Raw genomic sequence first — 26,978 nt, 5'->3', positions numbered from 1 at the left:
TCCTCCACACCTCACGAGAGGACACGCCATGAACGCGATCGCCACCGAAGCCGATTTCACTCACGCCGCCCTCCACCCGCTCGAACCCGGCGTCCCCGACAACACCCGCTATGACGGCTGGACCGCGGAGAAGCAGAAGCGCTTCCTCGTCGCGCTGTCGCTCGGCCACACCGTCACCCGGGCGTGCGCCATCGTCGATATGTCGCCGCGGTCGGCCTATTCGCTGCGCAATGCCGCGCGCGGCGCCGCCTTCCGCCTCGGCTGGGACGCTGCCCTGCTCCATGCGCGCGACGTGCTCGCCGACGAGTTGATGGAGCGCGCCTTCAACGGCGTCCGCACCACGGTCACCGCCGATGACGGCCGCACCGTCACGCGCCACCGCCACGACAATGTCCTGGCCTTCCGCATGTTGAGCCGGCTCGATCGCCGCGCCGACGCCGCCTGCACCGATGCCAATGCCGCCGCGGTGCGCCTCGCCGCCGCCGATTTCGAGCAGCTGCTCGATCTCGTCGCGCGCGATGCCGCCCCGGCGCGCGCCGGCCTGTTCCTTGCCGCGCGGCTCGGCGCTGCCGGGGTGGAGGCGTCGCAGGACGATCTCGCCCCGATCCGCACGCTCGCCCGCGCCGATCGCTGGCTGCGCACCCATACCGACATCGCCGAGCCGCTCGACACCGCGGACCTCGATCCCGCCGACCGCGCGAACTGGACCGCCGAGCAATGGGTGCGGGCCGAGGCGGCCGGGCTGGTCCAGCTCGCCCCGCCCGAGCCCGCGCCGCCGCATGAGCCCAGGGAGAGCAGCATCGATCGCGAGTTGCGTGAACTTCATGAACTGGATGCTGCGAACCGCGCCCAGCGCGTCTGGTGGTGCGGTCATATGGAGGCGTGGCGCACCAATTTTCCGCCGCCCGACGGGTTCGACGGGGAGGAGGAGAGCGAACCGGACTACGAGGATTATGAGCGCGAGCTGACCGAGGAGGAGGCGGAGGCGGTCGCGGCGCTGCGTGCGCGCGAGATGGCGCCGTTCATCGCCTCCGGCCTTGCCGAACGCGACGCCTGGCTCGCCATGTGCCGCGGGGAGGGGGAGGCGGGCGAGCCTTGGCAGCGGGATGGGGAGGAGAGGGTCCCCGCCATGGCCTGAACCCCTGCCCGCGGGGCGGAGGGGGCCCGAAATCTGTTGATGCCGCGCATCGGGGCATGGCGGTTTGCGGATCGGATCGCTAGGTTGCGGTCCGCATGTCTGACTCCCTTGGCCTCGACGAACCGGCACAGCCCCGTGATGCCGCCTATCGCGTGCTCGCGCGCAAATACCGGCCGCAGACCTTCGCCCAGCTCATCGGGCAGGATGCGATGGTGCAGACGCTGGGCAATGCGATTCGGCGCGACCGGCTGGCGCACGCCTTTCTGCTGACCGGCGTGCGCGGGGTCGGCAAGACCTCGACCGCGCGGCTGATCGCCAAGGCGCTGAACTGCATCGGGCCGGACGGGCAGGGCGGGCCGACGATCGATCCGTGCGGGGTGTGCGAACCCTGCCGCGCGATCGCCGAGGGGCGGCATATCGATGTGATCGAGATGGACGCGGCGAGCCATACCGGCGTCGACGATGTCCGCGAGATCATCGACGCGTCGCGCTACGCGGCGGTGTCGGCGCGGTACAAGATCTACATTATCGACGAAGTCCACATGCTGTCGAAGAACGCGTTCAACGCGCTGCTCAAGACGCTCGAGGAACCGCCGGGCCATGTGAAGTTCCTGTTCGCGACGACCGAGGTCCAGAAGGTGCCGGTGACGGTGCTGTCGCGCTGCCAGCGCTTCGACCTGCGCCGCATCCCGGCCGAGAAGCTCGCCGCGCATTTCGCCGAGGTAGTCGCGGCCGAGGGCGCCGAGGCCGAGCCCGAGGCGCTGGCGATGATCGCCCGCGCGGCCGAGGGCTCGGCCCGCGACGGCCTGTCGATCCTCGATCAGGCCATCGCGCATGCCGGGATCGAGGGCGGGGCGGTGAGCGCCGATGCGGTCCGCACCATGCTCGGCCTCTCGGACCGCAACGCGATCCGCGCGCTGTTCGGGCGGGTGATCGAGGGTGACGCGCCGGGCGCATTGGGCGCGCTGCGCGACCAGTATGATCTGGGCGTCGATCCCCAGGCGGTGCTCAAGTCGCTGCTCGAGACGGTCCACCGCGTGACCCTGTCGAAGCTCGGCAACGAGGCGGTTCCGGGTCAGGCGGCGGAAGAGACTGCGGCGCTGGCGGAATGGGCTGGCAAGCTCGGCTTCCCGGCGCTCCACCGGCTGTGGCAGCTGCTGCTGCGCGGTCATGACGAGGTGATCCGCGCCGCGCTGCCGATCGAGGCGTGCGAGATGGCGCTGCTCCGCGTCATCCACGCCTCGACCCTGCCCGATCCGGGCGATCTGGCGCGCAAGATCGCCGAAGGCCTTCCGGTCGGCGCCGCGCCGGTGGCCGCGCCCTCGGGCCCGGCCGAACCGCCCGCGCCGCGGTCGCTGGCGGAGGCGCTGGAACGGCTGGAAGCGGCGCACGAGCATCACGTCGCCGCGCGCGCGCGCAACCTCATGCGCGTGATCGCGTTCAAGGAGCCGGTGATCGAAGTCAGCAGCCAGGGGTTGCCCGCCGATCTGGTGAGCGATTTCGAGCAGGCGATCCGCCGCGTGCTGGGCAAGCGCTGGTCTCTGCGCGTGATCGACGCCCCGGGCGCCGAGACGCTCGCCGAAGTCAAGGCCGCCGATGCCGCAGCAGAGCGCGACGCGGTGTTGCGTTCGCCCGTCGTCGCCGCCGCGTTCGAAGCATTTCCCGAAGCCGAGCTGATCGGCTGGACCCCAATCCGGAGGACCGCATGAAGAGTATCGAAGACATCATGGCCATGGCGCAGAACGTTCAGGACGAGCTGACCAAGGCCCAGGCCAATCTCGACGGGATCGAGGTCGAAGGCGTTTCCGGCGGCGGCCTGATCAAGGTCAAGGCCAGCGCCAAGGGCCGCATCATCGGCGTCGATATCGACGAATCGCTGCTCGCGCCCAGCGAGAAGCAGATGCTGGAGGATCTGATCGCGGCCGCGCTCAACGACGCACGGGCGAAGGCGGATGCGGCTGCGCAGAGCGAGATGTCGAAGCTTTCCAGCGGCATCCCGCTGCCGCCGGGCTTCAAGCTGCCCTTCTGAAGATTTCGCAACGGGAACAATTGGTTCGCTGCGGCCGTTAGGGTCGCCTGTCTGTCAATCCATCGGGAGGTACGACATGAGCGATGATGACCGCAGCGAAGCGACCCGCGTCGAAACGCCGACGCACACGACGACGATCATCGAACGCCGCGGCGGTGGCGGCGGATTGATCCTGGGCCTCATCGCCCTGGTGGTCGTGGTGGTCGGTGCCTTCTTCTTCCTTGGCGAGAAGAGCAGCCAGACCAACAAAGACGCTGCCATCACCGAAGCGGCCAAGAAGGTGGGCGAGGGTGCGGAGAAGGTCGGCGATGCTGCCGAGAAGGCGGGCCAGCGGATCGGGAATTCGGTCCAGTAGCCGGTTCGGTTCGAATTGCCTGACGATGCGAAAGAGCGTCAGGCAGGTGTTTCAGATCGACGGCGTGTAGGAAAATGATTTCTGCGGGCGTTCAGCGCAGGCAGGCGTCCAGCCCTTCATTCTGAACGACGCCGATCCGCGCCGTGATCGCATTGCCATAGCGGCGGGTGAAACCCTTTGGGGCGACGCCCGCCCTTTTCTTGGGTAGCGGCAGCACCGCGGCGATGCGCGCGGCTTCGGCGCGGGTCATCTTCGACGCGCTGTGCCCGAAATAGCGTTGCGAGCCCGCCTCGACGCCATAGGTGCCGATCCCCGTCTCTGCGACGTTCAGATAGACTTCCATGATCCGCTTCTTGGGCCAGATCAGCTCGATCAGGATGGTGAACCACGCCTCCAGCCCCTTGCGGAAGAAGCCGCCGCCTTGCCACAGGAAGACGTTCTTCGCGGTCTGCTGGCTGATGGTCGATCCGCCGCGCAGCACCTTGCCGCCCTTGGCATTGCGGTACATCGCCGCAGCGATCGCGTCATAGTCGAAGCCGCTATGCGTGCAGAAGGACGAATCCTCTGCGGCGATCGCGGCCCGCGCCATGTCGGGGTCGATCCGGCTCAGCGGCGTCCATTGCTTGGTGATACCATGGCCCGAGACCAGATCGCCCGCCATGGTCAGCGTGAAGGGCGGGGGGACGAAACGGAAGATCAGCACCAGCAGCAGCGAGCCGGCGATGAACGCCAGCAGAGCCTTGCCGGCCCAGATGACGAGCCGGCGGCCCCATCGCCGCTTGCCAATCGCTGCCGCCAACTCCGCCCCCGGCCGTGCCGTCAGCCGACGGCGAGCAGACGCCGGTCGCCGGCCAGCCGCATCATCGCCTTTTGCAGCTTCTCGAACGCACGCACCTCGATCTGGCGGACGCGCTCACGCGACACGCCGTAGACCTGCGAGAGTTCCTCGAGCGTCTTGGGATCGTCGGTCAGGCGGCGCTCGGTCAGGATGTGCTGTTCGCGCTCGTTGAGCTCGTCCATCGCCTCGGTCAGCATGGTGTGGCGGACATCCGCCTCCTGCGCCTCGGCCACGACCTCGTCCTGCAGCGCGCTGTCGTCGGCCAGCCAATCCTGCCACTGACCCTCGCCATCCTCGCGCATCGGCACGTTGAGCGACGTGTCGCCGCCCATCGCCATGCGGCGGTTCATCGACGTGACCTCTTCCTCGGTCACGCCCAGATCCTTGGCGATCTTGGCGAGATGCTCGGGGGAAAGGTCGCCATCCTCGAACGCGTCGAGCTTGGCCTTCATGCGGCGCAGGTTGAAGAACAGCTTCTTCTGCGCGGCGGTCGTGCCCATCTTCACGAGGCTCCACGAGCGCAGGATGAATTCCTGGATCGAGGCGCGGATCCACCACATCGCATAGGTGGCGAGGCGGAAGCCGCGATCGGGCTCGAACTTCTTCACACCCTGCATCAGGCCGATATTGCCCTCGGAGATCAGCTCGGACACCGGCAGGCCATAGCCGCGGTAGCCCATCGCGATCTTCGCAACGAGGCGCAAATGGCTGGTCACGAGCTGCGCGGCAGCTTCGGGATCGCCATGTTCCTGAAAGCGCTTGGCGAGCATATATTCCTGCTCGGGCGCCAGGATCGGAAACTTCTTGATCTCGGCCAGGTAGCGGTTGAGGCTCTGCTCACCGCCGAGTGCGGGGATCGTCGCCGGGACGTTGCTTCCGCTTGCCATGATCTACATTCTCCCTTTGTGCGTCCCCCCTCACGCGGCGAGGACGGTGCGCGACCCTCCGAAGACGGGTCTGTGAAAATCTATACGACGAGCTGGTCGAACAGTTCCTGCATGTCGGCCGGCATTTGGCTTTCAAAGGCCAAAGCCCGGCTATCTATGGGGTGGATAAACCCCAAATGTGCTGCATGTAAGGCCTGACGATGGAAACCCAGGGTTTCCAACAGCTCACGGTGTTCCTTTTTCGTTCTGCCATAAACCGGGTCCCCGATCAAGGGGTGGCCGATGGACGCCATGTGGACGCGTACCTGATGGGTGCGGCCGGTTTCGAGCCGGCATTCGACCAGGGCCGCCTCGTGAAGTTCATGAAGTTCATGCAATCGCCAGTGCGTCACGGCGCGTTTGCCGCCAGCGACGATCGCCATTTTCTTGCGGTTCTGCGGCGACCGCGCAAGCGGCGCATCGACGGTTCCGCTGCCCGTTTTCGGACGGCCCGAGACGATCGCCTTGTAGCGCCGGTCGATCGAATGCGCCTTGAATTGCCGGGCGAGGCCGACATGCGCGCGATCGGTCTTGGCCGCCACCATGAGCCCCGACGTGTCCTTGTCGATCCGGTGGACGATCCCCGGCCGCGCCACGCCGCCGATACCCGACAAGCTGCCCTGGCAATGGTGGAGCAGGGCGTTGACCAGAGTTCCGTCGAAATTGCCCGCGGCGGGATGGACGACGAGGCCGGCCTGCTTGTCGATGACGATCAGATGCTCGTCCTCGAACACGATCTTGAGCTCGATATCCTGCGGTTCGTTATGCGCCGCGGCCGGCTCGGGAACATCGATGCGGAACAGCGCGCCGCCCGGCGCCTTCCTCTTGGGATCGCGGACCTGCCCGTCGGGGCCGGTGACGTTGCCGGTCGAGATCAATGCCTTGATCCGCTCGCGCGAAAGCGTGGGCAGGGCGTCCGCCAAAGCCCGGTCGAGACGCCAGCCATCGGCTGCGTCCGCGATCCGCGCTTCTAGTGTGGAAACCCCCGGAACCATTGTCGTAGAAAGATGGGCATGAGGGTCCGGATTTCAAGGTGTGTTGTCGACCTAATCCAGCGTGCGGCAGCAGACGCTGCGCCGCTGGAGGCATGCGGACTGTTGTTCGGGACGGACGCCATGATCGAGGCCGCGAGCGTCGAGGCCAATGTCGCCGCAAATTCCCTTGTGCATTTCGAGATCGACCCGGCCGGATTGTTCGCCGCGATCCGGGCCGAGCGGGCTGGCGGGCCACGTGTGGCGGGCTACTGGCATTCGCACCCCTCTGGCGACGCGATGCCGTCGATCACCGATGCGGCGATGGCCGTTGCAGACGGCAAGCTGTGGCTGATCGTCACTGAAGATGCCGTCACCGCCTGGCGCGCGACGGCGCGCGGCGCCCGCCATGGGCGGTTCGACGCGGTCGAGCTGGACGAGGGCTAAGCCGCAGTCCCGCGTTCGGGCAGCCGGAAGAACAGCGCGAGCTGCAGGCTCTCGGCGATGCGCCGCGCCTTGTCCTGCAATGCCGTGGCGGCGGCCGGCGTCATCAGCGCGTCGCTGGTCTCGTCCCACAGCGCCAGCCAGCGGTCGAACAGTCCGGGGGTGATCCGCGCGGCGTGCGTGTGATGCGCGGGCACCGGCCGCCCTTTGTAGCGGCCGGTGGCGAGCATCACCGACGACCAGAAATCGGTCAGCAGGTCGAGGTGTCCGGGCCAGTCGTGGACCGCATCGTTGAAGACCGGCCCGAGTTCGGGATCGGCGCGAACACGGGCATAGAATTGCCCGACCAGCGCGCGAATGCTGTCCTCGTCGATCCCGCGGCGCTCGCTTGCCATGTGCTCGTTCATACTGCGCATCTATGAACCGGTTTCCCGGTGCGCAACGCGCATGCCGGAACGTTGCCTGTCCGGCGTGCGTTAGCCCTTGAGATATCAGGGAGAGTCACATGCTCTGGACCATTGCCGTCGTCATTCTGATCCTCTGGCTGCTGGGCTTCTCGCTCAACATCGCCGGCGGGCTGATTCACCTGCTGCTGGTGATCGCACTGGTCGTGGTCGTCGTGCAGTTCCTGCGCGGCCGTAGCGGGGTTTGAAGCCGGGAGCGGCGGGTCAATGTCCGCCGCCCCTCACCAGCGCGGTGATGGCCGCCAGCGCCGCGTCGAACCGTCCTTCGGCTTCGGCGTTGCGCAACAGCTTGACGCGCTCGACGATGATCTCCTTCGGCGTCGGGGGCTGGCTGAACAGCGCCATCACTTCACCGGCGAATTCGTCCAGCGGCTGATAGCCTTCGCGGGTGCGCTGACCGGGCGTGAGATCGGTCTGTACGGCCGGCGGCGCGAGTTCGATCACCTCGACCTGACCGGCCAGCACCTCGCGAAGCGAGACGGTGTAGCTGTGGATCGCCGCCTTTGTCGCGCTGTAGGTTGCGGCATCGACCAGCGGCACGAAAGCGAGGCCGGAGGTGACGTTGACGATCGCCGCATCCGTCTGTGCCTTCAGGTGATCGACCAGGGCATTGGTCAGCCGGATCGGGCCGAGCAGATTGGTGGCGATCGTCGCTTCCGCACCGGTCAGATCGCGGCGGGTGCCGATATTCTCATGCTGCATCACGCCGGCATTGTTGATCAGGACGTTGAGCGAGGGGTGCGCGGCAAGGAGGTCGCGCGCAAATTCCTCGATCGCCTCGGGGCGTTCGATGTCGAGCGTCATCGCGTGCATGCCGGGCCGGCCGGCGATCGCCGCCTCGAGCGCTTCGCGGCGGCGCCCCGCGACGATCACCGCGTTGCCCGCGTCGTGGAACCGCTGCGCCAGCGCTTCGCCGATGCCCGAGCCGCCGCCGGTGATGAGGATGGTGTTGCCGCTGGTCTTCATGGGTGCCTCCTGGATTGTCGAGGCGGGGATGTGGCGCGTGGCTTTCCATTGGAAAGAAGGCACCCGAAAGTTTTATACTCACCTGATGGAGAGTATTGCGAAATCCTGCGAATGGCACGCTGCGGACCCGCGTATCGATGCCCTGGTCCACGAGCTGATCGGCAACGTCGCCGATAAATGGACGATGATCCTGCTCGAGACGCTGGAGCAGCATGGCGAGCTGCGCTTCACCCAGCTTTCGAAGCTGGTGCCCGATATCAGCCAGAAGATGCTCACCCAGACGCTGCGGCGGATGGAGCGCGACGGCATGGTCACCCGCACCGTGCATGCGGTGGTACCGCCGCGGGTCGATTATCGCCTTACCCCGACGGGCGAGAGCCTGGGCGAAGCGTTCTGCGGCGTCTGGCGCTGGGCCGAAGCCAATCTGGAGACGGTGACCGCCGCGCGCGCGAGATTCGACACGCGCGGCCGCTAACCGCTCAGTTCCCGGGCGGCCCCAGATAGTCCGCACCGTACACCGCCTTGCGGATATCGGTGTGGAGCGTCCCGTCGAACGGGATGGTCTGGGTGAAGAACACCACGGTCATGCGGTTCGCAGGATCGACCCAGAACAGCGTCGATGCCATGCCGTCCCAGAAGAATTCGCCGACCGCGCCACGGTTGCGCTCTGGCTTGTCCGGCCTGGCAGTGCGGACGGCGAAGTCGAAGCCGAACCCGCCGTCGATCTTGCCCATCAGCCATTCGCGCTCCTTTATCGCCGGATCGAGCTGGTCGGTGGCCATCAGCCGGATGGTGGCGGGGTTGAGGATATGCGCGCCGTCGAGCTCGCCGCCGTTGAGCAGCATGCGGGCAAAGCGCATGTAGTCGTCGATCGGCGCGACGATGCCGGCACCGCCCATGGTGAGCTTCGCACCGGGGAAGTTCGGTCGGCGGGTCATCTCGTCGGCCTGGCGGGCGAGCTTGCCGTCCTGCTTCACATAGGTCGCTGCGAGCCGGGGAAGGCGGTCCATCGGCTGGTGCCACGCCGCCTCGCGCATCCTGAGCGGCTCGAAAATGCGGGCGCGTACATAGTCGGCGAACTTCATGCCCGATAGGCGCTCGACCAGCAGCGCCTGCACGTCGACGGCGGCGCTGTAATGCCATTCGGTGCCCGGCTCCGACAGCAGGGGCACCTTCGCCAGCCGGCGGCCGAATTCGGCCAGGTCATTGTCGAAGTTGAGCGGATCGGCGGCTGCGAAGGCCTTGTGCGCCGCGGTCGGGCCGTTGCCATAGGCAAAGCCGGCGGTGTGGCGCAGCACGTCGCGGATCGTGATCGGCCGGCTCGCGGCGCGCCAGAGCGGCTTGCCCTCCCTGTCGGTGCCGTCCTGCACCAGCGGGTTCGAGAATTCGGGCAGATAGCGGGCGAGCGGATCGTCGAGCCGGAACTTTCCCTGTTCCCACAGCTGCATCAGCGCGACACCGGTGACCGGCTTGGTCATCGACCAGATCTGGACCAGCGTGTCGCGGCGGAAGGGGCGGTTGCCCTCGCGATCCGCCATGCCGCGCTCGCCATAATAGACCTCGCGTCCGTCCTTCCACACCAGCGCCGACACGCCCGCCGCGCGGCCATCGGCGACCATCGTGGCGAGCATCTTGTCGATCCGCGCCTTGTCGATGCGCAGCGTTTCCACCGGCGCGGGCCGCTCCTGCGCCATGGCCGGAAGCGGTGCCGCCATGACGAGCATGAGCCCCGTCAACGCTGTCATCCTCGGTCGTCGCATGAATCCCCTCCGTTCGTTTCGGAAGGGGCTTATCGGGCTTCATGCCCGGATGAAAGATCGTTCGCTTGCGGCATTGGCATCGCTGCGCCAAAGAGTTGCGCGAATTGCCGGAGCATCACGTGACCATTTCGCCCACCGATTTCGCCAGCCTGCTTTGCTCGCGCCTCTGTCACGATCTGCTGAGCCCTGTCGGCGCGCTCAACAACGGGCTCGAGCTGCTGGCGGACGAGAACGATCCGGAGATGCGGGCACGCTGTCTCGAGCTGCTGGCGGAAAGCGCGCGGGCGAGCGCGAACAAGCTCAAATTCTTCCGCCTTGCCTTCGGCGCCGCGGGCGGGTTCGGCGACACGGTGGACACGCGCGAAGCGCAGGCGGCGATCGAGGGGCTGTTCGGCGACAATCATCGCGTCTCGATCGGCTGGATGGTCGAGGATCCGCAGCTCCCCAAGCAGGTGATCAAGGTGCTGCTCAACCTCGCCCTGATCGGCGGCGATGCGCTGGTGCGTGGCGGGCAGCTCGATATCGGTGCCGAAGCGCGCGACGGCATGGTCGAGATCGTGGTGCGCGCGGACGGTCCGCGGATCGTGCTCGATCAGGAACTGCGCGGGGCGCTGACCGGCGACACCGGCGACGCGCCGGTCACCCCGCGCGCGGCGGCCGCCTATCTGGTGCACCAGCTCGTTGCGCAGGGCGGCGGCGACCTTCAGGTCTCCCCCCCCGATGCGCCGGTGCTGCTGTTCGGGGCGGCGTTCAAGCTCGCCTGATTGGCGGAGGCAGGGCGATGGATGAAATCGGTGTCGGCCTGATCGGCTATGGCCTGGGGGGCCGGGCCTTTCATGCGCCCTATGTCGGGAACACGCCCGGCATGGCGCTCCGCGCCGTGGTTTCGCGCGATCCGGCCAAGGTCCATGCCGATCTGCCCGGCATGCGCGTGGTGCCCGATGTCGCGGGGCTGCTCGCCGAGCCGGGGATCGATCTTGTCATCGTCTCCAGCCCCGACGACCTTCACGCCGAACATGCGCTGGCTGCGATCCGCGCGGGCAAGCATGTGCTGATCGACAAGCCCTTCGCCACCACGCTCGCCGATGCCCGCGCCATCGCGGCGGAGGGCGAAGCGAGGGGCGTGATCGTCACCGCCTTCCAGAACCGCCGTTGGGACGCCGATTTCCGCACGCTGCAGGGCCTGATCGCTGCGGGGACGTTCGGCGAGATCGTCGAGGTCGAAAGCCGGTTCGACCGCTGGCGCCCGGTTCCGGCGGACGTGTGGAAGGAAGCGCGGCCGGGGGGCGTGTGGCTCGATCTCGGGCCGCACCTCGTCGATCAGGCGCTTCAATTGTTCGGGCAACCGCTCGGCATCACCGCCGACATCGCGACGCTGCGTGAGGGCGCCCCGGCGCCCGACTATTTCCACGCCGTGCTGCGCTATCCGAAACGCCGGGTCATCCTCCACGCGAGCAAGCTCGCCGCCGCGAACACGCTCCGCTTCAAGGTCCGCGGCACGGGCGGCAGCTGGGTCAAGCACGGCATCGATCCCCAGGAAGCGGCGACCGTTGCAGGAAAGACGCCGGGTGAGGGGAATTGGGGCGTCGATCCGGTCGATGGGATGCTCACCGGCGCCGACGGATCGGTCACGCCTGTTCCGAACGTTACCGGCGACTATCGCCTGTTCTGGCAGGCCCTTGCCGACGCCGTGCGGGGCGAAGGCGGGAATCCGGTTCCGGCGGCGGATGCGATCGCGGTGATGGACGTGCTCGACGCCGGGCTGCGCAGCGCGGAAGCGCACGCCGAAGTCAAAATCCCGCAAGCTGGATAACTAGGTCTTAACCCCCGTGCGGCCATGACCGGCCGGACCGTGTGGGGGCATTGTGGACGACCTGCTGCAAGAATTCATCGCGGAGACGCGAGAGACGCTGGAAGCGCTGTCGGGCGAGATCGTCGCCTGGGAGGCGAATCCGGACGATCGCGCGCGCCTCGATGCCATCTTCCGCTTCGTCCATACGGTGAAGGGAAGCTGCGGCTTCCTCGACCTCCCGCGCCTTGCGCGTCTCAGCCATGCCGCCGAGGATGTCCTCGCCGCCGTCCGCGCCGGTGAGCGCACACCCGATCGCGCGCTCGTCAACGCCGTGCTCGCGGTGGTCGACCGGATCGGCGAGCTGGTCGAGGCGATCGACGCCGGGGCCGGGCTCGACGACAGCGGAGAGGATCTTCTGATCGCGGCGTTGGCCGAGGGATCGGCCGACGTGGTTCAGATTGCCGCACCGGCGACCCAGCGCGCCGCGGCACGCAGCGTGCGTCTCAATGTCGACCTGCTCGACCGGATGATGAGCGGCATGTCCGACATGGTGCTTGCCCGCAACGAGCTGTCGCGACGGCTGCGCGATGCCGAGGTCGACCCGCAGGTCGAGGCTGCGCTCGAACGCATGTCGGCGACCGTCGCGGACCTGCGCGATACCGTCACCCGCACGCGGATGCAGAAGATCGATGCGCTGTTCTCGGCGCTGCCGCGCATGGTCCGCGATACCGCGGCGAGCCTTGGCAAATCGGTCAACCTCCAGATCGACGGCGCCGAGGTCGAGCTCGATCGCGAGATGATCGAGGTGCTGCGCGATCCGCTGGTCCACATCATCCGCAACTCGATCGACCACGGCATCGAATCGCCCGAAGGACGCCGTGCCGCGGGCAAGCGCGAGCGTGGCCGTCTCAGCGTCGCAGCGCGCCAGTCGGGCAACCAGATCGTCGTCGAGATCGCCGACGACGGCCGCGGCATCGATACCGAACGGCTGATCCGCAAGCTCGCCGATACCGGCCGCGACGAGCGTGCGCTGCGTGCGCTCAGCGAGCGCGCCAAGCAGGAGCTGGTGTTCGAGCCAGGCCTGTCGAGCAAGGACGAGGTTTCCGAGATTTCCGGCCGCGGTGTCGGCATGGACGTGGTCCGTGCGGCGATCGAGCAGATCGGCGGCCGTGTCGATCTCGACAGCCAGCCGGGCAAGGGCCTGCGCATCCTGATCCGCGTGCCGCTGACGCTGTCGATCATCCCGACGATCGTCGTCGCCGCGGCGGGCCAGCGTTTCGCGGTGCCGCGCCAGGCGATCGAGGAGATCGTCAGCGAATCGAGCGACTCGATCCGGGTCGACCGCATCGGCAGCGCCGAGGTGGTGACGGTGCGCGATCGCAGGCTGCCGCTGGTCGAACTTGCCAGCGTGCTGGAAATCGGCGGCAATGTCCGCCCGATGCGCACGATGCTGGCGATCGTCAGCGTAGGCGAGGGCAGCTATGCGCTGCGCGTCGACGACGTGCTCGACAATGAGGAGCTGGTGATCAAGCCCGCAGCGCCGGCGATCATGGCGACGGGGGTCTATGCCGGCCAGACGCTGCCTGACAGCGGCCGCCCGATGCTGCTGCTCGATTGCGGCGGGATCGCGCGCGACGCCGGGCTTCAGTTCGTCCACGACGTGCTCGCCGAGGAAGCCGAGGAGACCGACGAGGCCGACGCGGAGGGCGTCCAGGCACTGGTCTTCATCGATCTGGACGGTGCCCGTCGCGCGGTGCCGCTGGTTGTCGTCGATCGCATCGAACAGGTCGCTGGGGATGCGATCCGTCATGCCGCCGGACGCATGCGCCTGACCATCGACGGCCGGATCATCCCGCTGGCTGCACGCTGTGAGGTCGGCAGCGCGCCGGCCAGGTCGATTCTGCGGCTAAAGGACGGTGTGAGCGAGATCGGCTATGCCATTGCCGAAGCAGCCGATATCGTGACGTTGCCGGCCGAGATCGTCGCCGCGGACCTACCCGGCCCGATCGCTGGTGCGGTGCTGCTGGATGACGAGCCGGTGGAACTGCTCGACCCGCATTGGTTGTTCGCCGAACATGGCGATGCGGCGGGCGGACTCGACGATGCGCCGCTCTGCCTGCTTACCGGGGGCGAGGACGGGTGGATGCGCACCTTCATTCAGCCGATGCTCGAGACCGCAGGCTATCGCGTGACGCTGGATGCCGCGGCGAGCGCCGATGTCGTGCTCGCGCTCGACAGCCCGGCCGACGCATTTGTGGTGCAGGCTCCCGTCGTGCGTCTGCGCAGCAAGCGCGGATGCGAGGGGGATGGCAGCATCTGGCGCTACGATCGTGACGGGCTGCTTGGCGCGCTCGCCACCGTCGCACGGGGGAAATGATGGAACGGCTGTTTCTGATCGCGCATGTCGCGGGCCAGGCGGTGGCGATCGGCGCCGATCAGGTCGAATCGGTGGTGGATATCGGCACGATCGTTGCCGTGCCCCGCGCGGGCGGTCATGTCCGCGGGCTGGCTGCGCTGCGCAGCCGGGTCGTGACGGTGATCGATACCGTCGCCGCGCTGGGCATGACGGGCGGGCAGGATGCCAGCCGCGCGGTGATCACCCGCGTCGACGGTCATCATTACGCATTGCTGGTGGACGCGCTCGATGATGTCGCGCCGTTCGTCCTGCATCCGCTCGCTTCCGGCGTGCCGCTGTCCGAGGCCTGGCAGCGTGCCGGAATCGGACTGGTCGAGCGCGATGGCGAGCCTATCCTGGCGATCGATCTCACCGCCCTGGTGCCCGCCACGCCTGCTCAGGCTGCCTGAATTGGCATTAACGCGGTGATTACATCTTTCAGGCACAACTGCCGGTGAACGCGCCAAAATCCGGGAATGGCCCAACATGAAGACCTGCCTCGTCGTCGATGATTCCAAGGTGATCCGAAAGGTGGCGCGCCACATCCTCGAAACGCTCAACTTCGAGGTGCGTGAAGCCGGGGACGGGCGCGAGGCGCTCGACGCCTGTCTCGATTCGGTCCCCGACGTCGTCCTGCTCGACTGGAACATGCCGGTGATGAGCGGGATGGATTTCCTGCGCGCGCTGAAGGACAGCGGCATCGCCGAGAAGCCGAAAGTCGTGTTCTGCACCACCGAGAACGGCATGGCCTATATCCGCGCCGCGATCGAGGCAGGTGCCGACGAATATGTGATGAAGCCGTTCGACCGCGAGACGCTCGAGAGCAAGCTCCAGATCGTCGGCGTCGCCTGAGGGCCGCAGCTATGGCTAGAAACATAGCCGCGGCCGGCCCTCCGCCGGACCGCGATGGCGGAAGCGTCCGTGTCCTGATCGTCGATGATTCGGTGGTCGCCCGGGCCGTGCTCGGCCGGATGATCGAGGGGATGGGCCGGTTCCGGATCGCGGGGTCGGTCAGCGATGTCGCCGGCGCGCTTGCCTTTCTTGCCACCAACCGCGCCGATGTGATTCTGCTCGATCTGGAGATGCCGGGGATTCACGGCTTGACCGCGCTGCCCGATCTGATCGCTGCGGGGCAGGGGGCAAAGGTGCTGGTGGTCTCCTCCGCTGCCGACGATGGCGCGGCGGCAGCCGTGCACGCCCTCGCGCTCGGCGCCGCCGATACGCTGGTCAAGCCAGGCGTCGGCAATTTCGCCGGCCGCTTCGCCGCGGTGCTCGAGGACCGGCTGATGCGGCTGTTCGATACCGACGATGCCGCGGCGTCGATCTCCTCCCACGCGGATCGTGCGCCGGGCGAATTCGATATCGTCGCGGTCGGCGCATCGACGGGCGGCATCCATGCGCTCAGCCAGATGCTGCGTGCGATCCCGCCATCCTTTCAGGTGCCGATCCTGGTCACCCAGCACCTTCCGGCTTCGTTCATGAGCTATTTCGCGGCTCAGCTCGCAGTACTCGCGGGGCGGCCGTGCGAGGTCGCGGCCGATCATATCCGCGTCCGGCCCGGCCGGATGCTGGTGGCGCCGGGGGACGCGCATCTGCGCATCGTGCGCGCGGGCGAAGGCTATTATGCCGTGCGTCTCTCCCATGAGCCCGTCGCGAGCGGTTGCATGCCGTCGGTCGACCCGATGTTCGATTCGATCGCCGATCTGTTCGGCGCGCGCGGGCTGGGCGTCGTCCTGTCGGGCATGGGCCGCGACGGCGCAGTGGGTGCAAAACGGCTGATCGATGCCGGGGGGAGCGTGATCGTGCAGGACAAGGCGAGCTCGGTGGTCTGGGGCATGCCCGGCGCGATCGCCGAGAGCGCCGCCGCGGTGCTCCCGCCCGACGAGATCGGCCGGATCATCGCCAGCCAGCGGAGGCCTGGCTGATGTCGGCGATCCCCCAGAGCTTCGCCTCCACCGGGGCGATGCACGTGATCGGCAATCTGCTCGAGCAGCGGACTGGCCAGCAGATCGCCGCCAACCGCGCCTGGCGGGTCGAGACGGTGTTGAAGCCGGTGCTGCGCGCGAACGATCTCGATACGCTCGATCAGCTGATCGGCCGGCTTGCCGCCGAGCGCAACGGACCGCTCGCCGAATCGGTGGTCGATGCGCTGCTCAATCACGAAACCTCCTTCTTCCGCGACGCGGCGGTGCTCGACCTGGTGGTGGAGGCTGCGCAAGCGCTTCAGGCCGAGACGCCAGGACGCCGTCTGCGTATCTGGTCGGCGGGCTGCTCGATGGGGCAGGAACCCTATTCGCTGGCGATGCTGTTCGAGGAAGCGGCGATCACCCGTGGCATGATGATGCCGGAGATCGTCGCGACCGACGTCTCCGCCGCTGCGCTCGCGCGCGCCCGTTCGGGGCGTTTCTCGCAGTTCGAGATCCAGCGTGGCCTTCCGGTGCGCCGGATGGTCAGCTGGTTCGACAGCGTCGAGGGCGATTGGGTGATCCGTCCCGAGCTTTCCAGGCGAGTCCAGTTCCGCCAGCACAATCTGGCCAAGGAGTCGGCTCCGGCGGGCAAGTTCGATATCGTCCTCTGCCGCAACGTGCTGCTCTATTTCGCTGCCGATGTGCGTAGCCGCGTGTTCCGCACGCTGCGCACCGCGACGCGCGACGGCGGCCTGCTGGTGCTGGGTGCGGGGGAGACGGTGATCGGGCAGACCGATGCGTTCCGCCCCAGTGACCGCTTCCGCGGCCTCTATCTGGCGGATGACGCCCGCGTCGCGCCGTTTCGCGCTGCCTGACGGTTCCCGGATGGGAGAGAGGGCGGGCACCGCCTCTCGCACGAATCCGTGCCTTTCGGCACCGCGCGGCTTGCCTTTCGGCGCGCGCCGCCGCATCCCTCACCTCGATGATGGACGGGACTGAACTCGAGTGGATCGACGCGCCGTCGCCCAATTTCGACGCGCGTGCGCTGCCGGTCAGCATCATCGTGCTCCACTATACCGGGATGCAGAGCGCCGAGGAGGCGATCATGCGGCTGCGCGATCCCGAGGCAAAGGTGTCCAGCCACTGGCTCGTTGCCGAGGACGGGCAGATCGTTCGGCTGGTCGATGAAGCCAATCGCGCCTGGCATGCGGGCAAATCGCACTGGCGCGGGGTCACTGACATCAACTCGGCCTCGGTCGGGATCGAGATCGTCAATCCCGGGCATGAATTCGGTTACCGCCCGTTTCCTGACGAGCAGATCGAATCGGTGATCCGCCTGACCGCGGCGATCAAGAACCGCTATGGCATCACCCGCGGCAATGTGGTCGGCCATTCGGACATCGCCCCTGCACGCAAGCAGGACCCGGGCGAGCTGTTTCCCTGGGGCAAGCTCGCCCGCCTGCGCCTTGCGCTGCCGCGCCCCACCAGGAACCTGATGGACCCGGGCTGGACGGATGCCGGCTTCCTGCTCGCGCTCGAGCGGTTCGGCTATGACGTGACCGACGGGCTCGCCGCGACCGTCGCGTTCCAGCGCCGCTTCCGGCCCGAGCTGGTCGACGGGACGATCGATGCCGAATGCCGCATGATCCTGCTCGCATTGCTTCTGCCCAAGCCGCAAGGCGACGAGTGATGCTCGATCGCGCCGTGCTGGGCGCGCCGATCCTTACCGCTGCACAAATGCGTGCCGCCGAGGATCGCGCCATCGCCGGTGGCGCCAGCGTCGCATCGCTGATGGAGCGGGCGGGGACGGGCGTCGCCGAGTGGGTGCATCGCCTCGCTGCAGGGGCGGAGGTGCTGATCCTGTGCGGTCCCGGCAACAATGGCGGCGACGGCTATGTCGCGGCGCGGGTGCTGGCGAGCCGGGGCGTGCCGGTGCGGGTTGCCGCGCTGCGGGAACCGAAGAGCGAGGCTGCGGTAGCGGCGCGGGCAGGCTGGACGGGGCCGGTGGAGCGCTTCCCAGACCCTATGCTCCCGCATGCCCCGGTGATGGTCGATGCGCTGTTCGGCACGGGGCTGTCCCGCGCGCTGGATGCGCCGGTCGCGGACGCGATCCGGGCGTTGGCGGACCGTGCGCGCTTGTCCGTCGCGATCGACCTGCCCAGCGGCGTGGACACGGACACCGGCGGCGATTTCGGGCAGGCGCTGGCCAGGTTCGACGTCACGCTCGCACTGGGCGCGCTCAAGCCCGCCCATCTTCTTCAGCCCGCCGCCGCCCTGTGCGGCACCGTCTGCACGATCGAGATCGGGCTGCCGCCTGAAGGCGGTGCCGGCGATACCCGGGCGCTTGCCGTTCCGCGCCTCGCCGCTCCCGATGCGACCTCGCACAAATACAGCCGCGGCATGGTCGCGGTGGTTTCCGGCCGCATGCACGGCGCGTCGGAGCTGGCCGCGCTCGCCGCCTATCGCGCCGGGGCGGGCTATGTGCTGCTGCTCACCGGCGGGCTGCCGCATCCGCCCCACGCCATCGTCCGCCAGCGCTGGAGCGAGGACGCGCTCGACGACAAGCGCATCGGCGCGGTGGTGATCGGCCCCGGCCTTGGCCGCGACGACCGCGCGCGGGACAAGCTCGACGCTGCGCTCGCCAGCCCGCACCCGCTGGTGATCGACGGTGACGCGCTCCATCTGCTCGATCTCGACCGGCTGCGAGACCGCGATGCGCCCGCTGTCCTGACCCCGCACGCGGGCGAATTCGCCGCGCTGTTCGGGGAGGGGCAGGGCAGCAAGATCGCTCGCGCGCAGGAGGCAGCCCGCCGGAGCGGCGCCGTGGTGGTGTTCAAGGGCGCCGACACGGTGATCGCTGCCCCGGACGGCCCGGCCAATGTCGCGCTGCCTGCCAGCCCGTGGCTATCGGTTGCGGGAACCGGCGATGTTCTGGCAGGGGCCATCGCCACCATGTTTGCCCAGACTCCCTCCACGCCCTTCGAAGCCGCCTCGGCCGGTGTCTGGCTCCACGCCGAAGCCGCGCGCCTCCTCGACCGCTGCTTCCTCGCCGACGATCTGGCGGACGCGCTTCCCCTCGCGCTGGAGCGCGCACGGTGAGCGAGGATGCAACCATCGTCCGCGTGGCCGCGCGCGGTGACGGGGTGACCGCGGACGGCCGCCACGCCCCGCTTGCCGCGCCCGGCGACACGCTCCTCGCCGATGGCAGCCTGAGGCCCGGCCCGCGCCGCCAGACGCCGCCATGCCGCCATTTCCCCGACTGCGGCGGCTGCCAGCTCCAGCATCTCGACGACCGCGCCTATGCCGAGTTCCTCACCGCCCGCATCGCCGGCGCGTTGATGCAGCAGGGGGTGGAGGCAGAGATCCGCGCGCCCGCGCTGTCCCCGCCGCGCACCCGCCGCCGCGCGACGCTCCATGCAGAGCGGCGCGGGCGACAGGTCCATCTGGGCTTCACCGAACAGTCGAGCCATCGGCTGATCGACCTCCAGCAATGCGAGATCCTCGATCCGCGCCTGTTCGCGCTGCTTCAGCCGCTACGGGGTCTGCTCGCCGCGCATCTCCCCGCCAACCGTCGCGTCAACGTCCATCTCGCGCTCACCGATCAGGGGCCGGACGTGCTGGTCGACGGTCTCGTCACCGACAGCCTGAACGCGATCGAGGCCGTGACCAGCTTCGCCCAGCGCCACGGCCTTGCGCGCCTGTCGGTCGATGACGGCCTCGGCCCCGAGCCGCGCTGGGAGCCCGAGCCGGTGACGATGACCTTCGGCGGTATCCCGGTGCCGTTCCCGCCCGCCAGCTTCCTGCAAGCCACGCCCGAGGGCGAGGGGGCGCTGGTCGCCGCCGTCCGGGAGGCGATCGGCAGCGCAAAGGCGGTCGCCGACCTGTTCGCCGGGCTCGGCACCTTCGCCCTCGCGATGGACCCAGGGGTGAAGGTCTATGCGGGGGAGGGCGCGCGCGAGGCGATCCTGTCGCTCAAGGGCGCCGCGGGCCGGGCCCAGCGCCCGGTCTTCGCCGAGCATCGCGATCTGTTCCGCCGCCCGCTGGTGCCGAAGGAGCTGGACCTGTTCGACGCGGTGATCCTCGATCCACCGCGTGCGGGAGCGAAGGAACAGGTCGAGCAGCTGGCCGCGTCCAAGGTGCCGGTGATCGCCTATGTGTCATGCAATCCCAATACCTTCGCACGCGATGCGAAGACTCTGATCGAAGGCGGCTATCGATTCGATTGGCTGCTCCCCGTCGGCCAGTTCCGCTGGTCCACGCATGCAGAGCTTGCCGCGCGCTTCAGCCGCTAGGGCCTGCGTTCAGGGATAATCCGCCCGCACGAAATAAAGCCCGTCCGGCGGCGCGTTCAGCCCCAGCGCCGCGCGATCCTTCGCTGCCAGCGCGTCGCGCAGGTCGGCCGCGCTCCATTGTCCGCGCCCGACCATCGACAGGCATCCGACCATCGACCGCACCTGATGATGCAGGAACGAGCGGGCAGAGGCGTAGACGCTGATCTCGTCGCCCTCGCGCACAACGTCGAGCCGGTCGAGCGTCTTCAGTGCGCTGGCCGACTGGCAATGCGCCGAACGGAAGGTGGTGAAGTCATGCAGCCCCACCAGGGTTTGCGCCGCATCGTGCATCGCGGCCGCGTCCAGTTCGGCCGGCACGCGCCACTTCAGCCCCTTGTCGAAGGTCAGCGGCGCGCGGCGGTTGACGATGCGGTACACATAATGCCGCGCGATGCACGAGAAGCGCGCATGCCAGTCGTCCGCCACCGTCTCGCACGCCAGGATCGCGACAGGCACGTTGCGCAGATGCGCGTTGAGCGCCTCCATCAGCCGGAACGGGGCGATGTCCTTCTCGATCTCGGTATGCGCCCGCATCCCCAGCGCATGGACCCCCGCGTCGGTGCGGCCGGCGGCATGGACCAGCGCATCCTCGCCGGTGATGCCGTGCAGCGCATCCTCGATCGCCTGCTGCACGCTCGGACCATGATCCTGATACTGCCAGCCCATGAACGGCCGGCCGTCATATTCGATCGTCAGCGCAAAGCGGGTCAAAGCTGCGTTCCCGCCGGGATCGGGAAGCCGTTGAGCAGCTCGGTAGTGGTCATGACGCCGCGCCCGGCGCGCTGGACGCTGGTCGGGCGGATCGCGCCGGTGCCGCAGGCGATGGTGAGCGCGTCGTCCAGCACCACGCCCGCCGAACCGCCGCCTTCGACGATATCGGCCGCCAGCACCCGCACCCGCTCGCCGGCCGCCTCGAAAAACGACCCCGGCGGATTGAACGCCAGCACCTGGCGCGCCACCGCTTCGGCATCCTGCGCGAAATCCAGCCGCGTCTCGGCCTTGTCGATCTTCGAGGCATAGGTCACGCCGTCCTCGGCCTGCGCCACTGAAGGATAGGCATCCGGATCGGCGAGCACCTGCACCATCAGCCGCGCGCCCATCGCCGCCAGCTCGTCGGTCAACTCGCCCGCCGTCTTGCCGGCCACCGGCGTCCGTCCCTCCAGCCGCACCGGTCCGGTATCGAGTCCCGCCTCCATCTGCATGATCCCGACGCCGGTCTCCGCGTCCCCGGCCAGGATCGCCCGCTGGATCGGTGCAGCCCCGCGCCAGCGCGGGAGCAGCGAGGCATGGACATTCATGCACCCCAGCCGCGGCGCCTCCAGCACGCTGACCGGCAGGATCAGACCATAGGCCGCGACCACCGCGACATCCGCCTCCAGCGCGGCGAACGCCGCCACCGCGTCCGGATCCTTCCTGAACGAGAGCGGCGTCCGCACCTCGATCCCCAGCGCCTGCGCGCGGGCATGGACGGGGGAGGGGGTCAGCGCCTTCCCGCGCCGTCCGCCCGCGCGCGGCGGCTGGCTGTACGCCGCCACGACGTCGTGCCCCGCCTCGACCAGCTCGTTGAGCGTCGGTACCGCAAATTCCGGCGTTCCCATGAAGATGATCCGCATGGGCTGCGCTTTACGCACAATCGTCCTCCCAGCGAAAGCTGGGATCTCCATCCGCACGCGCATCCGTTGCCGCGCAAGATCCCAGCTTTCGTTGGGAGGACGGATTGCCTACATCGCTCGCATGGCCTCGCCCGAGATCGAAACCCTGACGCAAGCCCTGTCGCGCCTGCCCGGCCTTGGTCCGCGATCGGCGCGGCGCGCGGTGCTGCATCTGCTGAAGAAGCGCGAGACCGCGCTGGATCCGCTGCTTGCCGCGCTCACCGCGGTCAGCCAGCGGCTCGCCACCTGTTCCACCTGCGGCAACGTCGATACCTCGGACCCGTGCGCGATCTGCGCCGATCCGCGCCGCGACACGCGCCAGCTCTGCGTGGTCGAGGAAGTGGCGGACCTGTGGGCGCTCGAACGCTCGCGCCTCTTCCCCGGCCGCTTCCATGTGCTGGGCGGCAAGCTCTCCGCGCTCGACGGGGTGCGGCCCGAGGATCTGGCGATCGACAGCCTCGTCTCCCGCGTCGCCGCGGGCGGGATCGACGAGGTGGTGCTGGCGATGAACGCCACGCTCGAAGGCCAGACCACCGCGCATTACATCGCCGAGCGGCTGGAGGGGCGCCCGGTGCGCCTCACCCAGCTTGCCCATGGCCTGCCCGTCGGCGGCGAACTCGACTATCTCGACGAAGGCACCTTGGCGCAGGCGCTACGCGCGCGCCGGCCGGTCGCCTGATCCTTTCCTTGAAGCCTGACCCAGGCGGAGCTAAATTACCCCGATGGCTATTCTTCCGATCCTCGAAGTTCCCGATCCCCGCCTCAAGCTGGTGTCCACCCCGGTCGACAAGGTCGACGACGAACTGCGCGCGCTGATCGCCGACATGTTCGAGACGATGTACGACGCCCCCGGCATCGGCCTTGCCGCGATTCAGGTCGGCGTGCCCAAGCGGCTGGTCGTCATGGATCTGCAGGAGGAAGAGGACGAGGACGGCAAGCCGATCCGCCAGCCCCGCGTCTTCGTGAATCCCGAAATCCTCGAGCCGTCGGCGGATCAGAACACCTATTCCGAGGGCTGCCTGTCGGTCCCCGATCAATATGCCGATGTCGATCGCCCCGCGACGTGCCGCGTCAAGTGGCTCGACGAGCATGGCAAGGCGCATGACGAGGTGTTCACGGGCCTGCTCGCGACCTGCATCCAGCACGAGATGGACCATCTCGAAGGCATCGTCTTCCTCGACCATCTCTCGCGCCTCAAGCGTGAGATGATCATGCGGAAACTCAACAAGGCGCGCAAAGCGGCGGCCTGACGTCCCCGTGCGGCGCGTGATTGCACGCGCCGCAATTAACCCTGTCCTACAGCCTTCGTTCGGTCTATGTTCCTCGCTTGCCGCGGGGGCGGCGGCCGTTTGTCACCTCCGCGCGAACCCTGTGTTTGTATGAACTTTATGAACTTCGCGTGAGGGAATGTGACGCTCGAATTCGCCCTGGCCCTGATCTTCGCATTGCTTGTCGGCGGGGCTGCCGGCTGGTTCGTCGCCGCGCGCCGCATCGCCGAGATCCGTGCCGAGCGCGACAAGCGCGAAGCCGATTTCAAGGCAGCGATCATCGACCTTGCCGGCGCCGATGAGCGTTTGCGCGAGCTTCCCGAGCTGCGCGACCAGCTCGACAGCATCCGCGACGAGCGTGACATCGCCCGGCTCGAATTGACCGAATTGCGCACCAAGGCGAGCACGTTCGAGGAGCGGCTGGAGGAATTCAAGGGCGCGCGCGAGCTGATGGCGGGCCAGTTCCGCGAGCTGGCCGGGCAGATGCTCAGCCAGACGCAGGAAGCGTTCCTGAAACGGGCAGAGGACCGGTTCAGACAGTCCGAAGTCACTGCGGGCCAGAACCTCAAGGCCCTGCTCCAGCCGGTCAACGAACGCCTCCAGCGCTATGAGGAGGGCGTCGCCAAGGTCGAGGCGGAACGCCGCGACGCGTTCGGCGAGCTTAAGGGCCAGATCGAGCAGATGCGGATCGGGCAGGAGCGGGTGAGCAGCGAGGCGGCGAAGCTCGTCAATTCGCTGCGCAACGCCCCCAAGTCGCGCGGCCGCTGGGGCGAGCAGCAGCTCAAGAATGTGCTCGAAACCTGCGGCCTCTCCGAGCACACCGATTTCGAGACCGAAGTCAGCGTCGCGCAGGAAGAGGGCGGGCGGCTCCGCCCCGACGCGATCGTCCGCGTGCCCGGCGGCAAGGCGCTGGTGATCGACGCCAAGGTGTCGCTCAACGCCTATCAGGACGCGTTCGGCGCGGTCGAGGAGGGCGAGCGCCAGGCCGGTCTCGCCCAGCATGCCGCGGCGATGAAGGCGCATGTCAACGCGCTCGGCAACAAGGCGTATTGGACTCAGTTCGAGGATGCGCCCGACTATGTCATCATGTTCGTCCCCGGCGAACATTTCCTCTCCGCGGCGCTCGAGCATGACCACAGCCTGTGGGACTTCGCGTTCGAGAAGCGCGTGCTGCTGGCGACGCCCACCAACCTCATCGCCATCGCCCGCACCGTCGCGGCGGTGTGGCGGCAGGAGAAGCTCGCCAAGGAGGCACGCCAGATCGGCGAGCTTGGCAAGGAGCTGTACGACCGGCTGGCAAAAGCGATGGGCGATCTGCGCCTCGTCGGCAGCGGCCTCAACAGCGCGGTCAAGAACTTCAATACCTTCGCGTCCAGTCTTGAGACCCGAGCGCTGGTATCTGCGCGGAAACTCAAGGAGCTGAACGTCGAGACCGGCGCGCGCGAGATCGAGAGCGTCGCCTCGGTCGAACTGCTCGCCAGCCACGCCGAGACGCCCGATGCAGATGAGGCTCCGGCCCAGGCTGCGGAATAGGCCGCAAGCTTCTCTTCAGGTTGATTTTCGGTGCGGCTGTGGGCCGTCCGGTCTATACTGTCGGCGAAACGACTTGGCTGGCCGCGTTCCAAAAAGGGGAGTCCGCGCATGAGAAGCACGTTGAAGCTGGTGGTTCTGTCCACGGCGATCGTCACCCAGAGCATCACGCCGCTGATGGCGCAGACCCGGCCCGCGCCGCAGGACCGGCCCGTCCCGCTGCCCCGCCCGGTGCCCGACCGTCCCGTGCCGCTGCCTGGACCGATCGTCGATCGTCCTGTTCCTCTGCCGCAACCCGTTCCAGGCCGTCCGCGTCCGCCACGGCCCGATCCAGGCTATCCCGGCAATCCCGGATGGGGGAACGATCGCGGCTATGCAGGCCGCATCAACTGCGAATCGCGCAACAGCCGCACCCGCTACTGCAACGTCAACACGCAGAACCGCGTCGTGCTGCTCCGCGCGAACGGCGGCGTCTGCAACCGGGGGCGCGGCTGGGGCTATGACCGGCGCTCGATCTGGGTGCGCAACTGCCGGGCGACCTTCGCCTACGGCTATGGCAACAACTGGGGCGGCGGCTGGCAGCCAGAGCGCCCTGACAAGGGCCCGAGCACTGGCCTGATCATCGGCGGTGTCGCGGTGGCGGCGGGCCTGATCGCGCTGCTCGCGAGCAAGAACAAGAAACCGAACGATCCGGCGCCAGAGGGCCCGCCGACCACCTATCCGCCGGGGCCGCCGGCGGCGCTGTCGGCTGATCTCACGCTGGTGCGTTCGGAGGCGCGCCCGTCGTTGCAGACCTGCCTGTTCGAAGCGTCGCGGCAGATCGGGGTGACCGGCGGCACGCGGCTGCGGCTCGACCGGATCACCAGCATCGAGCCGGGCAATGGCGGCTGGCGGTTCGCGGCGGACCTGACCGCGAGCTATCCGGACGGCGATCGCACGACCCCCTTCTATTGCCGCGCCACGCCGACCAAGGTTGTTCAGCTCGACTTCACGAGCTGAACCGTTAGGGGCGGCGCATGGATTTCGACGATCAGTTGCGCCGCTATTTCGGGTCCGCCGACCTCGCTTCGATCCCGCCTGCAGCGGTCGAGGCGGGCGTCGAGCGGATGCGGGTCGATCTGGGGCTGGAACAGGACCGTTCGCGCCGCTTCGCGCTGTGGGCGGTGCTGCACATGCTGGGCGCCGCGCCCGATCTGGACGTGGCGTTCAAGGAGGAGGCGGATCGAGAGGCCGCCCGCAACTTCATGGACCTGACCGCGCCTCCGCGCGAGGACTGAAGAAGGGGAAGTGGAGGCCCGAGCCGGAATCGAACCGGCGTGCAAGGATTTGCAGTCCTCTGCGTAACCACTCCGCCATCGGGCCTCGGGAGCGAGGGGGCGCTGTGCGCGGGGCGATGCGACATGTCAACCATGGGTTGCGAAAATTCGCTTTCCTTGCTTGGCACAGTTGCTTGGCTATGCCACCGCCACAAGATACAAGCGCGCCAATCGAACAAGTGTATTGCACGACTATAACAGTTGTGCGATCAGGGCTGGAGTGATGATGACCGTGACCGCCGAACTTCCCGGTTCCGAAACCGCACGCGCCGCGATGGTGGTGAGCCAGCTGCGCACCAGCGGCGTCAGCGACGCGCGCGTGGTCGCGGCGATGGCGCAGGTCGAGCGCGAGAAGTTTCTGCCCGAATCGCAGCGTGCGCTCGCCTATCGCGACCGCTCGCTGCCGCTGGGCAACGGCCGGGCGCAGAGCCCTCCGCTTGCCACTGGCCTGTTGCTCACCGAAGCGCGGCTGCGGCCGGAGGACAAGGTGCTGATCGTCGGCGCCGCGGGCGGCTATGCTGCCGCGGTCGCGGCAAAGCTGACGGCGAGCGTTGTTGCGGTCGAATCCGATCCGGCGCTTGCTGCTGCCGCGCGCACGGCATTGGAAGGACAGGCTGAACTGGTCGAAGGCCCGCTGGCCGACGGCTGCGCGGCGCACGCGCCCTATGACGTGCTGATCGTGGACGGCGCGGTGGAAGATCTGCCCGCGGCGCTTGCCGCACAGGTGGCGCCGGGCGGCCGAATCGTGACCGGGCTTGTCGATCGCGGCGTGACTCGCCTGGCGTCGGGTGTGCGCCGCGAAGGCGGCTTCGGCCTCAAGCCGTTCGCGGACATCGAATGTGCGGTGCTGCCGGGGTTCGAAAAGCCGCGCGGCTTCAAATTCTGAGAAAGAAACA

Annotated in this window: 31 protein-coding genes and 1 tRNA gene; 23 read left to right on the top strand and 9 right to left on the bottom strand. The window is 68.0% G+C overall.

Going from position 1 to position 26,978, the window contains the following annotated elements; genetic code table 11:
* Positions 1–28: 28 nt before the first annotated feature.
* From BDW16_RS03330 to BDW16_RS03315, 4 genes are all read left to right on the top strand, one after another.
* Positions 29–1,138: a hypothetical protein gene (locus BDW16_RS03330; RefSeq protein WP_066575930.1), complete on the top strand. Its 1,110-nt coding sequence runs from the start codon at positions 29–31 to the stop codon at positions 1,136–1,138.
* A 95-nt stretch (positions 1,139–1,233) separates the two neighbouring features.
* The gene (locus tag BDW16_RS03325) at positions 1,234–2,847 is read left to right on the top strand and encodes a DNA polymerase III subunit gamma/tau (protein ID WP_066575927.1); all 1,614 of its coding nucleotides are present in this window, start codon (positions 1,234–1,236) and stop codon (positions 2,845–2,847) included.
* Positions 2,844–3,167: a YbaB/EbfC family nucleoid-associated protein gene (locus BDW16_RS03320; RefSeq protein ID WP_066575923.1), complete on the top strand. Its 324-nt coding sequence runs from the start codon at positions 2,844–2,846 to the stop codon at positions 3,165–3,167. The genes BDW16_RS03325 and BDW16_RS03320 overlap by 4 nt, the downstream gene beginning before the upstream one ends.
* A 76-nt stretch (positions 3,168–3,243) precedes the next feature.
* Entirely contained in the window at positions 3,244–3,522 is a 279-nt protein-coding gene (locus BDW16_RS03315; protein ID WP_066575919.1) for a hypothetical protein, read from the top strand.
* Between the two features lie 91 nt (positions 3,523–3,613).
* Here BDW16_RS03315 and mtgA read toward each other — a convergent pair whose 3' ends face one another.
* The 3 genes from mtgA to BDW16_RS03300 form a co-directional block, all read right to left on the bottom strand.
* Complete coding sequence (gene mtgA, locus BDW16_RS03310) at positions 3,614–4,276, bottom strand: monofunctional biosynthetic peptidoglycan transglycosylase (RefSeq protein ID WP_371836686.1); 663 nt, start codon at positions 4,274–4,276, stop codon at positions 3,614–3,616.
* 65 nt (positions 4,277–4,341) lie between these two features.
* A complete protein-coding gene (gene rpoH, locus BDW16_RS03305) occupies positions 4,342–5,247 on the bottom strand; it encodes an RNA polymerase sigma factor RpoH (protein WP_066575916.1) in 906 nt (301 codons plus the stop codon).
* Positions 5,248–5,327: 80 nt separating this feature from the next.
* Positions 5,328–6,281: an RluA family pseudouridine synthase gene (locus BDW16_RS03300; protein WP_066575914.1), complete on the bottom strand. Its 954-nt coding sequence runs from the start codon at positions 6,279–6,281 to the stop codon at positions 5,328–5,330.
* Positions 6,282–6,293: 12 nt separating this feature from the next.
* Here BDW16_RS03300 and BDW16_RS03295 point away from each other — a divergent pair, with 12 nt between their 5' ends.
* Positions 6,294–6,704, top strand: a complete 411-nt coding sequence (locus tag BDW16_RS03295) for a M67 family metallopeptidase (RefSeq protein ID WP_307694698.1) — start codon at positions 6,294–6,296, stop codon at positions 6,702–6,704.
* On the opposite strand, the gene BDW16_RS03290 is transcribed toward BDW16_RS03295, so the two are convergent.
* On the bottom strand, positions 6,701–7,096 hold the full coding sequence (locus BDW16_RS03290; protein ID WP_066576385.1) for a group III truncated hemoglobin: 396 nt from the start codon (positions 7,094–7,096) through the stop codon (positions 6,701–6,703). The genes BDW16_RS03295 and BDW16_RS03290 overlap by 4 nt on opposite strands.
* A gap of 110 nt (positions 7,097–7,206) precedes the next feature.
* On the opposite strand from BDW16_RS03290, the gene BDW16_RS20975 reads away from it, so the two are divergent.
* Positions 7,207–7,353, top strand: a complete 147-nt coding sequence (locus BDW16_RS20975) for a lmo0937 family membrane protein (RefSeq protein ID WP_109790535.1) — start codon at positions 7,207–7,209, stop codon at positions 7,351–7,353.
* A gap of 16 nt (positions 7,354–7,369) precedes the next feature.
* On the opposite strand, the gene BDW16_RS03285 is transcribed toward BDW16_RS20975, so the two are convergent.
* Positions 7,370–8,131, bottom strand: a complete 762-nt coding sequence (locus BDW16_RS03285) for an SDR family oxidoreductase (protein ID WP_066575912.1) — start codon at positions 8,129–8,131, stop codon at positions 7,370–7,372.
* Between the two features lie 85 nt (positions 8,132–8,216).
* Between BDW16_RS03285 and BDW16_RS03280 the strand changes: the two genes are divergently transcribed.
* Positions 8,217–8,606, top strand: coding sequence for a winged helix-turn-helix transcriptional regulator (locus BDW16_RS03280; protein ID WP_066575908.1), 390 nt, complete (start codon positions 8,217–8,219; stop codon positions 8,604–8,606).
* A 4-nt stretch (positions 8,607–8,610) separates the two neighbouring features.
* On the opposite strand, the gene BDW16_RS03275 is transcribed toward BDW16_RS03280, so the two are convergent.
* Entirely contained in the window at positions 8,611–9,867 is a 1,257-nt protein-coding gene (locus BDW16_RS03275; protein WP_241230450.1) for a serine hydrolase domain-containing protein, read from the bottom strand.
* Positions 9,868–10,010: 143 nt separating this feature from the next.
* Between BDW16_RS03275 and BDW16_RS03270 the strand changes: the two genes are divergently transcribed.
* The 10 genes from BDW16_RS03270 to BDW16_RS03225 all read left to right on the top strand — a co-directional run bounded on the left by BDW16_RS03270 (position 10,011) and on the right by BDW16_RS03225 (position 20,277).
* Entirely contained in the window at positions 10,011–10,655 is a 645-nt protein-coding gene (locus BDW16_RS03270; RefSeq protein WP_066576382.1) for a histidine phosphotransferase family protein, read from the top strand.
* A 17-nt stretch (positions 10,656–10,672) separates the two neighbouring features.
* Positions 10,673–11,704 (top strand): oxidoreductase, encoded by a 1,032-nt coding sequence (locus BDW16_RS03265; RefSeq protein ID WP_066575900.1) that lies wholly within the window; start codon positions 10,673–10,675, stop codon positions 11,702–11,704.
* A 52-nt stretch (positions 11,705–11,756) separates the two neighbouring features.
* Positions 11,757–14,060, top strand: coding sequence for a chemotaxis protein CheA (locus BDW16_RS03260; protein WP_066575898.1), 2,304 nt, complete (start codon positions 11,757–11,759; stop codon positions 14,058–14,060).
* Complete coding sequence (locus BDW16_RS03255) at positions 14,060–14,488, top strand: chemotaxis protein CheW (protein ID WP_066575896.1); 429 nt, start codon at positions 14,060–14,062, stop codon at positions 14,486–14,488. Before BDW16_RS03260 ends, BDW16_RS03255 begins: the two co-directional genes overlap by 1 nt.
* Before the next feature lie 76 nt (positions 14,489–14,564).
* A complete protein-coding gene (locus BDW16_RS03250; RefSeq protein ID WP_066575894.1) occupies positions 14,565–14,930 on the top strand; it encodes a response regulator in 366 nt (121 codons plus the stop codon).
* Positions 14,931–14,941: 11 nt separating this feature from the next.
* Positions 14,942–16,003 carry a chemotaxis protein CheB gene (locus BDW16_RS03245; protein ID WP_066575893.1) on the top strand — a complete coding sequence of 354 codons (1,062 nt, stop codon included), beginning with the start codon at positions 14,942–14,944 and terminating at the stop codon, positions 16,001–16,003.
* Entirely contained in the window at positions 16,003–16,860 is an 858-nt protein-coding gene (locus tag BDW16_RS03240; protein ID WP_241230449.1) for a CheR family methyltransferase, read from the top strand. Before BDW16_RS03245 ends, BDW16_RS03240 begins: the two co-directional genes overlap by 1 nt.
* Positions 16,861–16,967: 107 nt before the next feature.
* Positions 16,968–17,675, top strand: coding sequence for an N-acetylmuramoyl-L-alanine amidase (locus tag BDW16_RS03235; protein ID WP_066575891.1), 708 nt, complete (start codon positions 16,968–16,970; stop codon positions 17,673–17,675).
* Positions 17,675–19,084: an NAD(P)H-hydrate dehydratase gene (locus BDW16_RS03230; protein WP_066575888.1), complete on the top strand. Its 1,410-nt coding sequence runs from the start codon at positions 17,675–17,677 to the stop codon at positions 19,082–19,084. Before BDW16_RS03235 ends, BDW16_RS03230 begins: the two co-directional genes overlap by 1 nt.
* Positions 19,081–20,277 carry a class I SAM-dependent RNA methyltransferase gene (locus BDW16_RS03225; protein WP_066575884.1) on the top strand — a complete coding sequence of 399 codons (1,197 nt, stop codon included), beginning with the start codon at positions 19,081–19,083 and terminating at the stop codon, positions 20,275–20,277. Before BDW16_RS03230 ends, BDW16_RS03225 begins: the two co-directional genes overlap by 4 nt.
* A gap of 9 nt (positions 20,278–20,286) precedes the next feature.
* Here BDW16_RS03225 and truA read toward each other — a convergent pair whose 3' ends face one another.
* Positions 20,287–21,027 carry a tRNA pseudouridine(38-40) synthase TruA gene (gene truA, locus BDW16_RS03220; protein WP_066575881.1) on the bottom strand — a complete coding sequence of 247 codons (741 nt, stop codon included), beginning with the start codon at positions 21,025–21,027 and terminating at the stop codon, positions 20,287–20,289.
* Positions 21,024–21,929, bottom strand: a complete 906-nt coding sequence (gene fmt / locus BDW16_RS03215; protein WP_066575873.1) for a methionyl-tRNA formyltransferase — start codon at positions 21,927–21,929, stop codon at positions 21,024–21,026. Before fmt ends, truA begins: the two co-directional genes overlap by 4 nt.
* Before the next feature lie 121 nt (positions 21,930–22,050).
* On the opposite strand from fmt, the gene recR reads away from it, so the two are divergent.
* From recR to BDW16_RS03190, 5 genes are all read left to right on the top strand, one after another.
* A complete protein-coding gene (gene recR / locus BDW16_RS03210; RefSeq protein ID WP_066575871.1) occupies positions 22,051–22,647 on the top strand; it encodes a recombination mediator RecR in 597 nt (198 codons plus the stop codon).
* Positions 22,648–22,690: 43 nt separating this feature from the next.
* On the top strand, positions 22,691–23,218 hold the full coding sequence (gene def, locus BDW16_RS03205) for a peptide deformylase (protein ID WP_066575864.1): 528 nt from the start codon (positions 22,691–22,693) through the stop codon (positions 23,216–23,218).
* A gap of 159 nt (positions 23,219–23,377) precedes the next feature.
* Entirely contained in the window at positions 23,378–24,769 is a 1,392-nt protein-coding gene (locus BDW16_RS03200; protein WP_066575854.1) for a DNA recombination protein RmuC, read from the top strand.
* A 108-nt stretch (positions 24,770–24,877) separates the two neighbouring features.
* A complete protein-coding gene (locus BDW16_RS03195) occupies positions 24,878–25,765 on the top strand; it encodes a DUF3011 domain-containing protein (protein WP_083954224.1) in 888 nt (295 codons plus the stop codon).
* 17 nt (positions 25,766–25,782) lie between these two features.
* Positions 25,783–26,043, top strand: coding sequence for a hypothetical protein (locus BDW16_RS03190; protein ID WP_066575851.1), 261 nt, complete (start codon positions 25,783–25,785; stop codon positions 26,041–26,043).
* An 11-nt stretch (positions 26,044–26,054) separates the two neighbouring features.
* Here the strand turns inward: BDW16_RS03190 and BDW16_RS03185 are convergent.
* Positions 26,055–26,128, bottom strand: a tRNA-Cys gene (locus BDW16_RS03185).
* 177 nt (positions 26,129–26,305) lie between these two features.
* Between BDW16_RS03185 and BDW16_RS03180 the strand changes: the two genes are divergently transcribed.
* Complete coding sequence (locus tag BDW16_RS03180; RefSeq protein ID WP_241231101.1) at positions 26,306–26,968, top strand: protein-L-isoaspartate O-methyltransferase family protein; 663 nt, start codon at positions 26,306–26,308, stop codon at positions 26,966–26,968.
* Positions 26,969–26,978 lie beyond the last annotated feature (10 nt).

The sequence above is a fragment of the Sphingomonas koreensis genome (assembly GCF_002797435.1).
Lineage (GTDB): Bacteria > Pseudomonadota > Alphaproteobacteria > Sphingomonadales > Sphingomonadaceae > Sphingomonas > Sphingomonas koreensis.
Note: the sequence above shows the minus strand (reverse complement) of the source record. Positions and strands in the feature narration are given on the sequence as shown.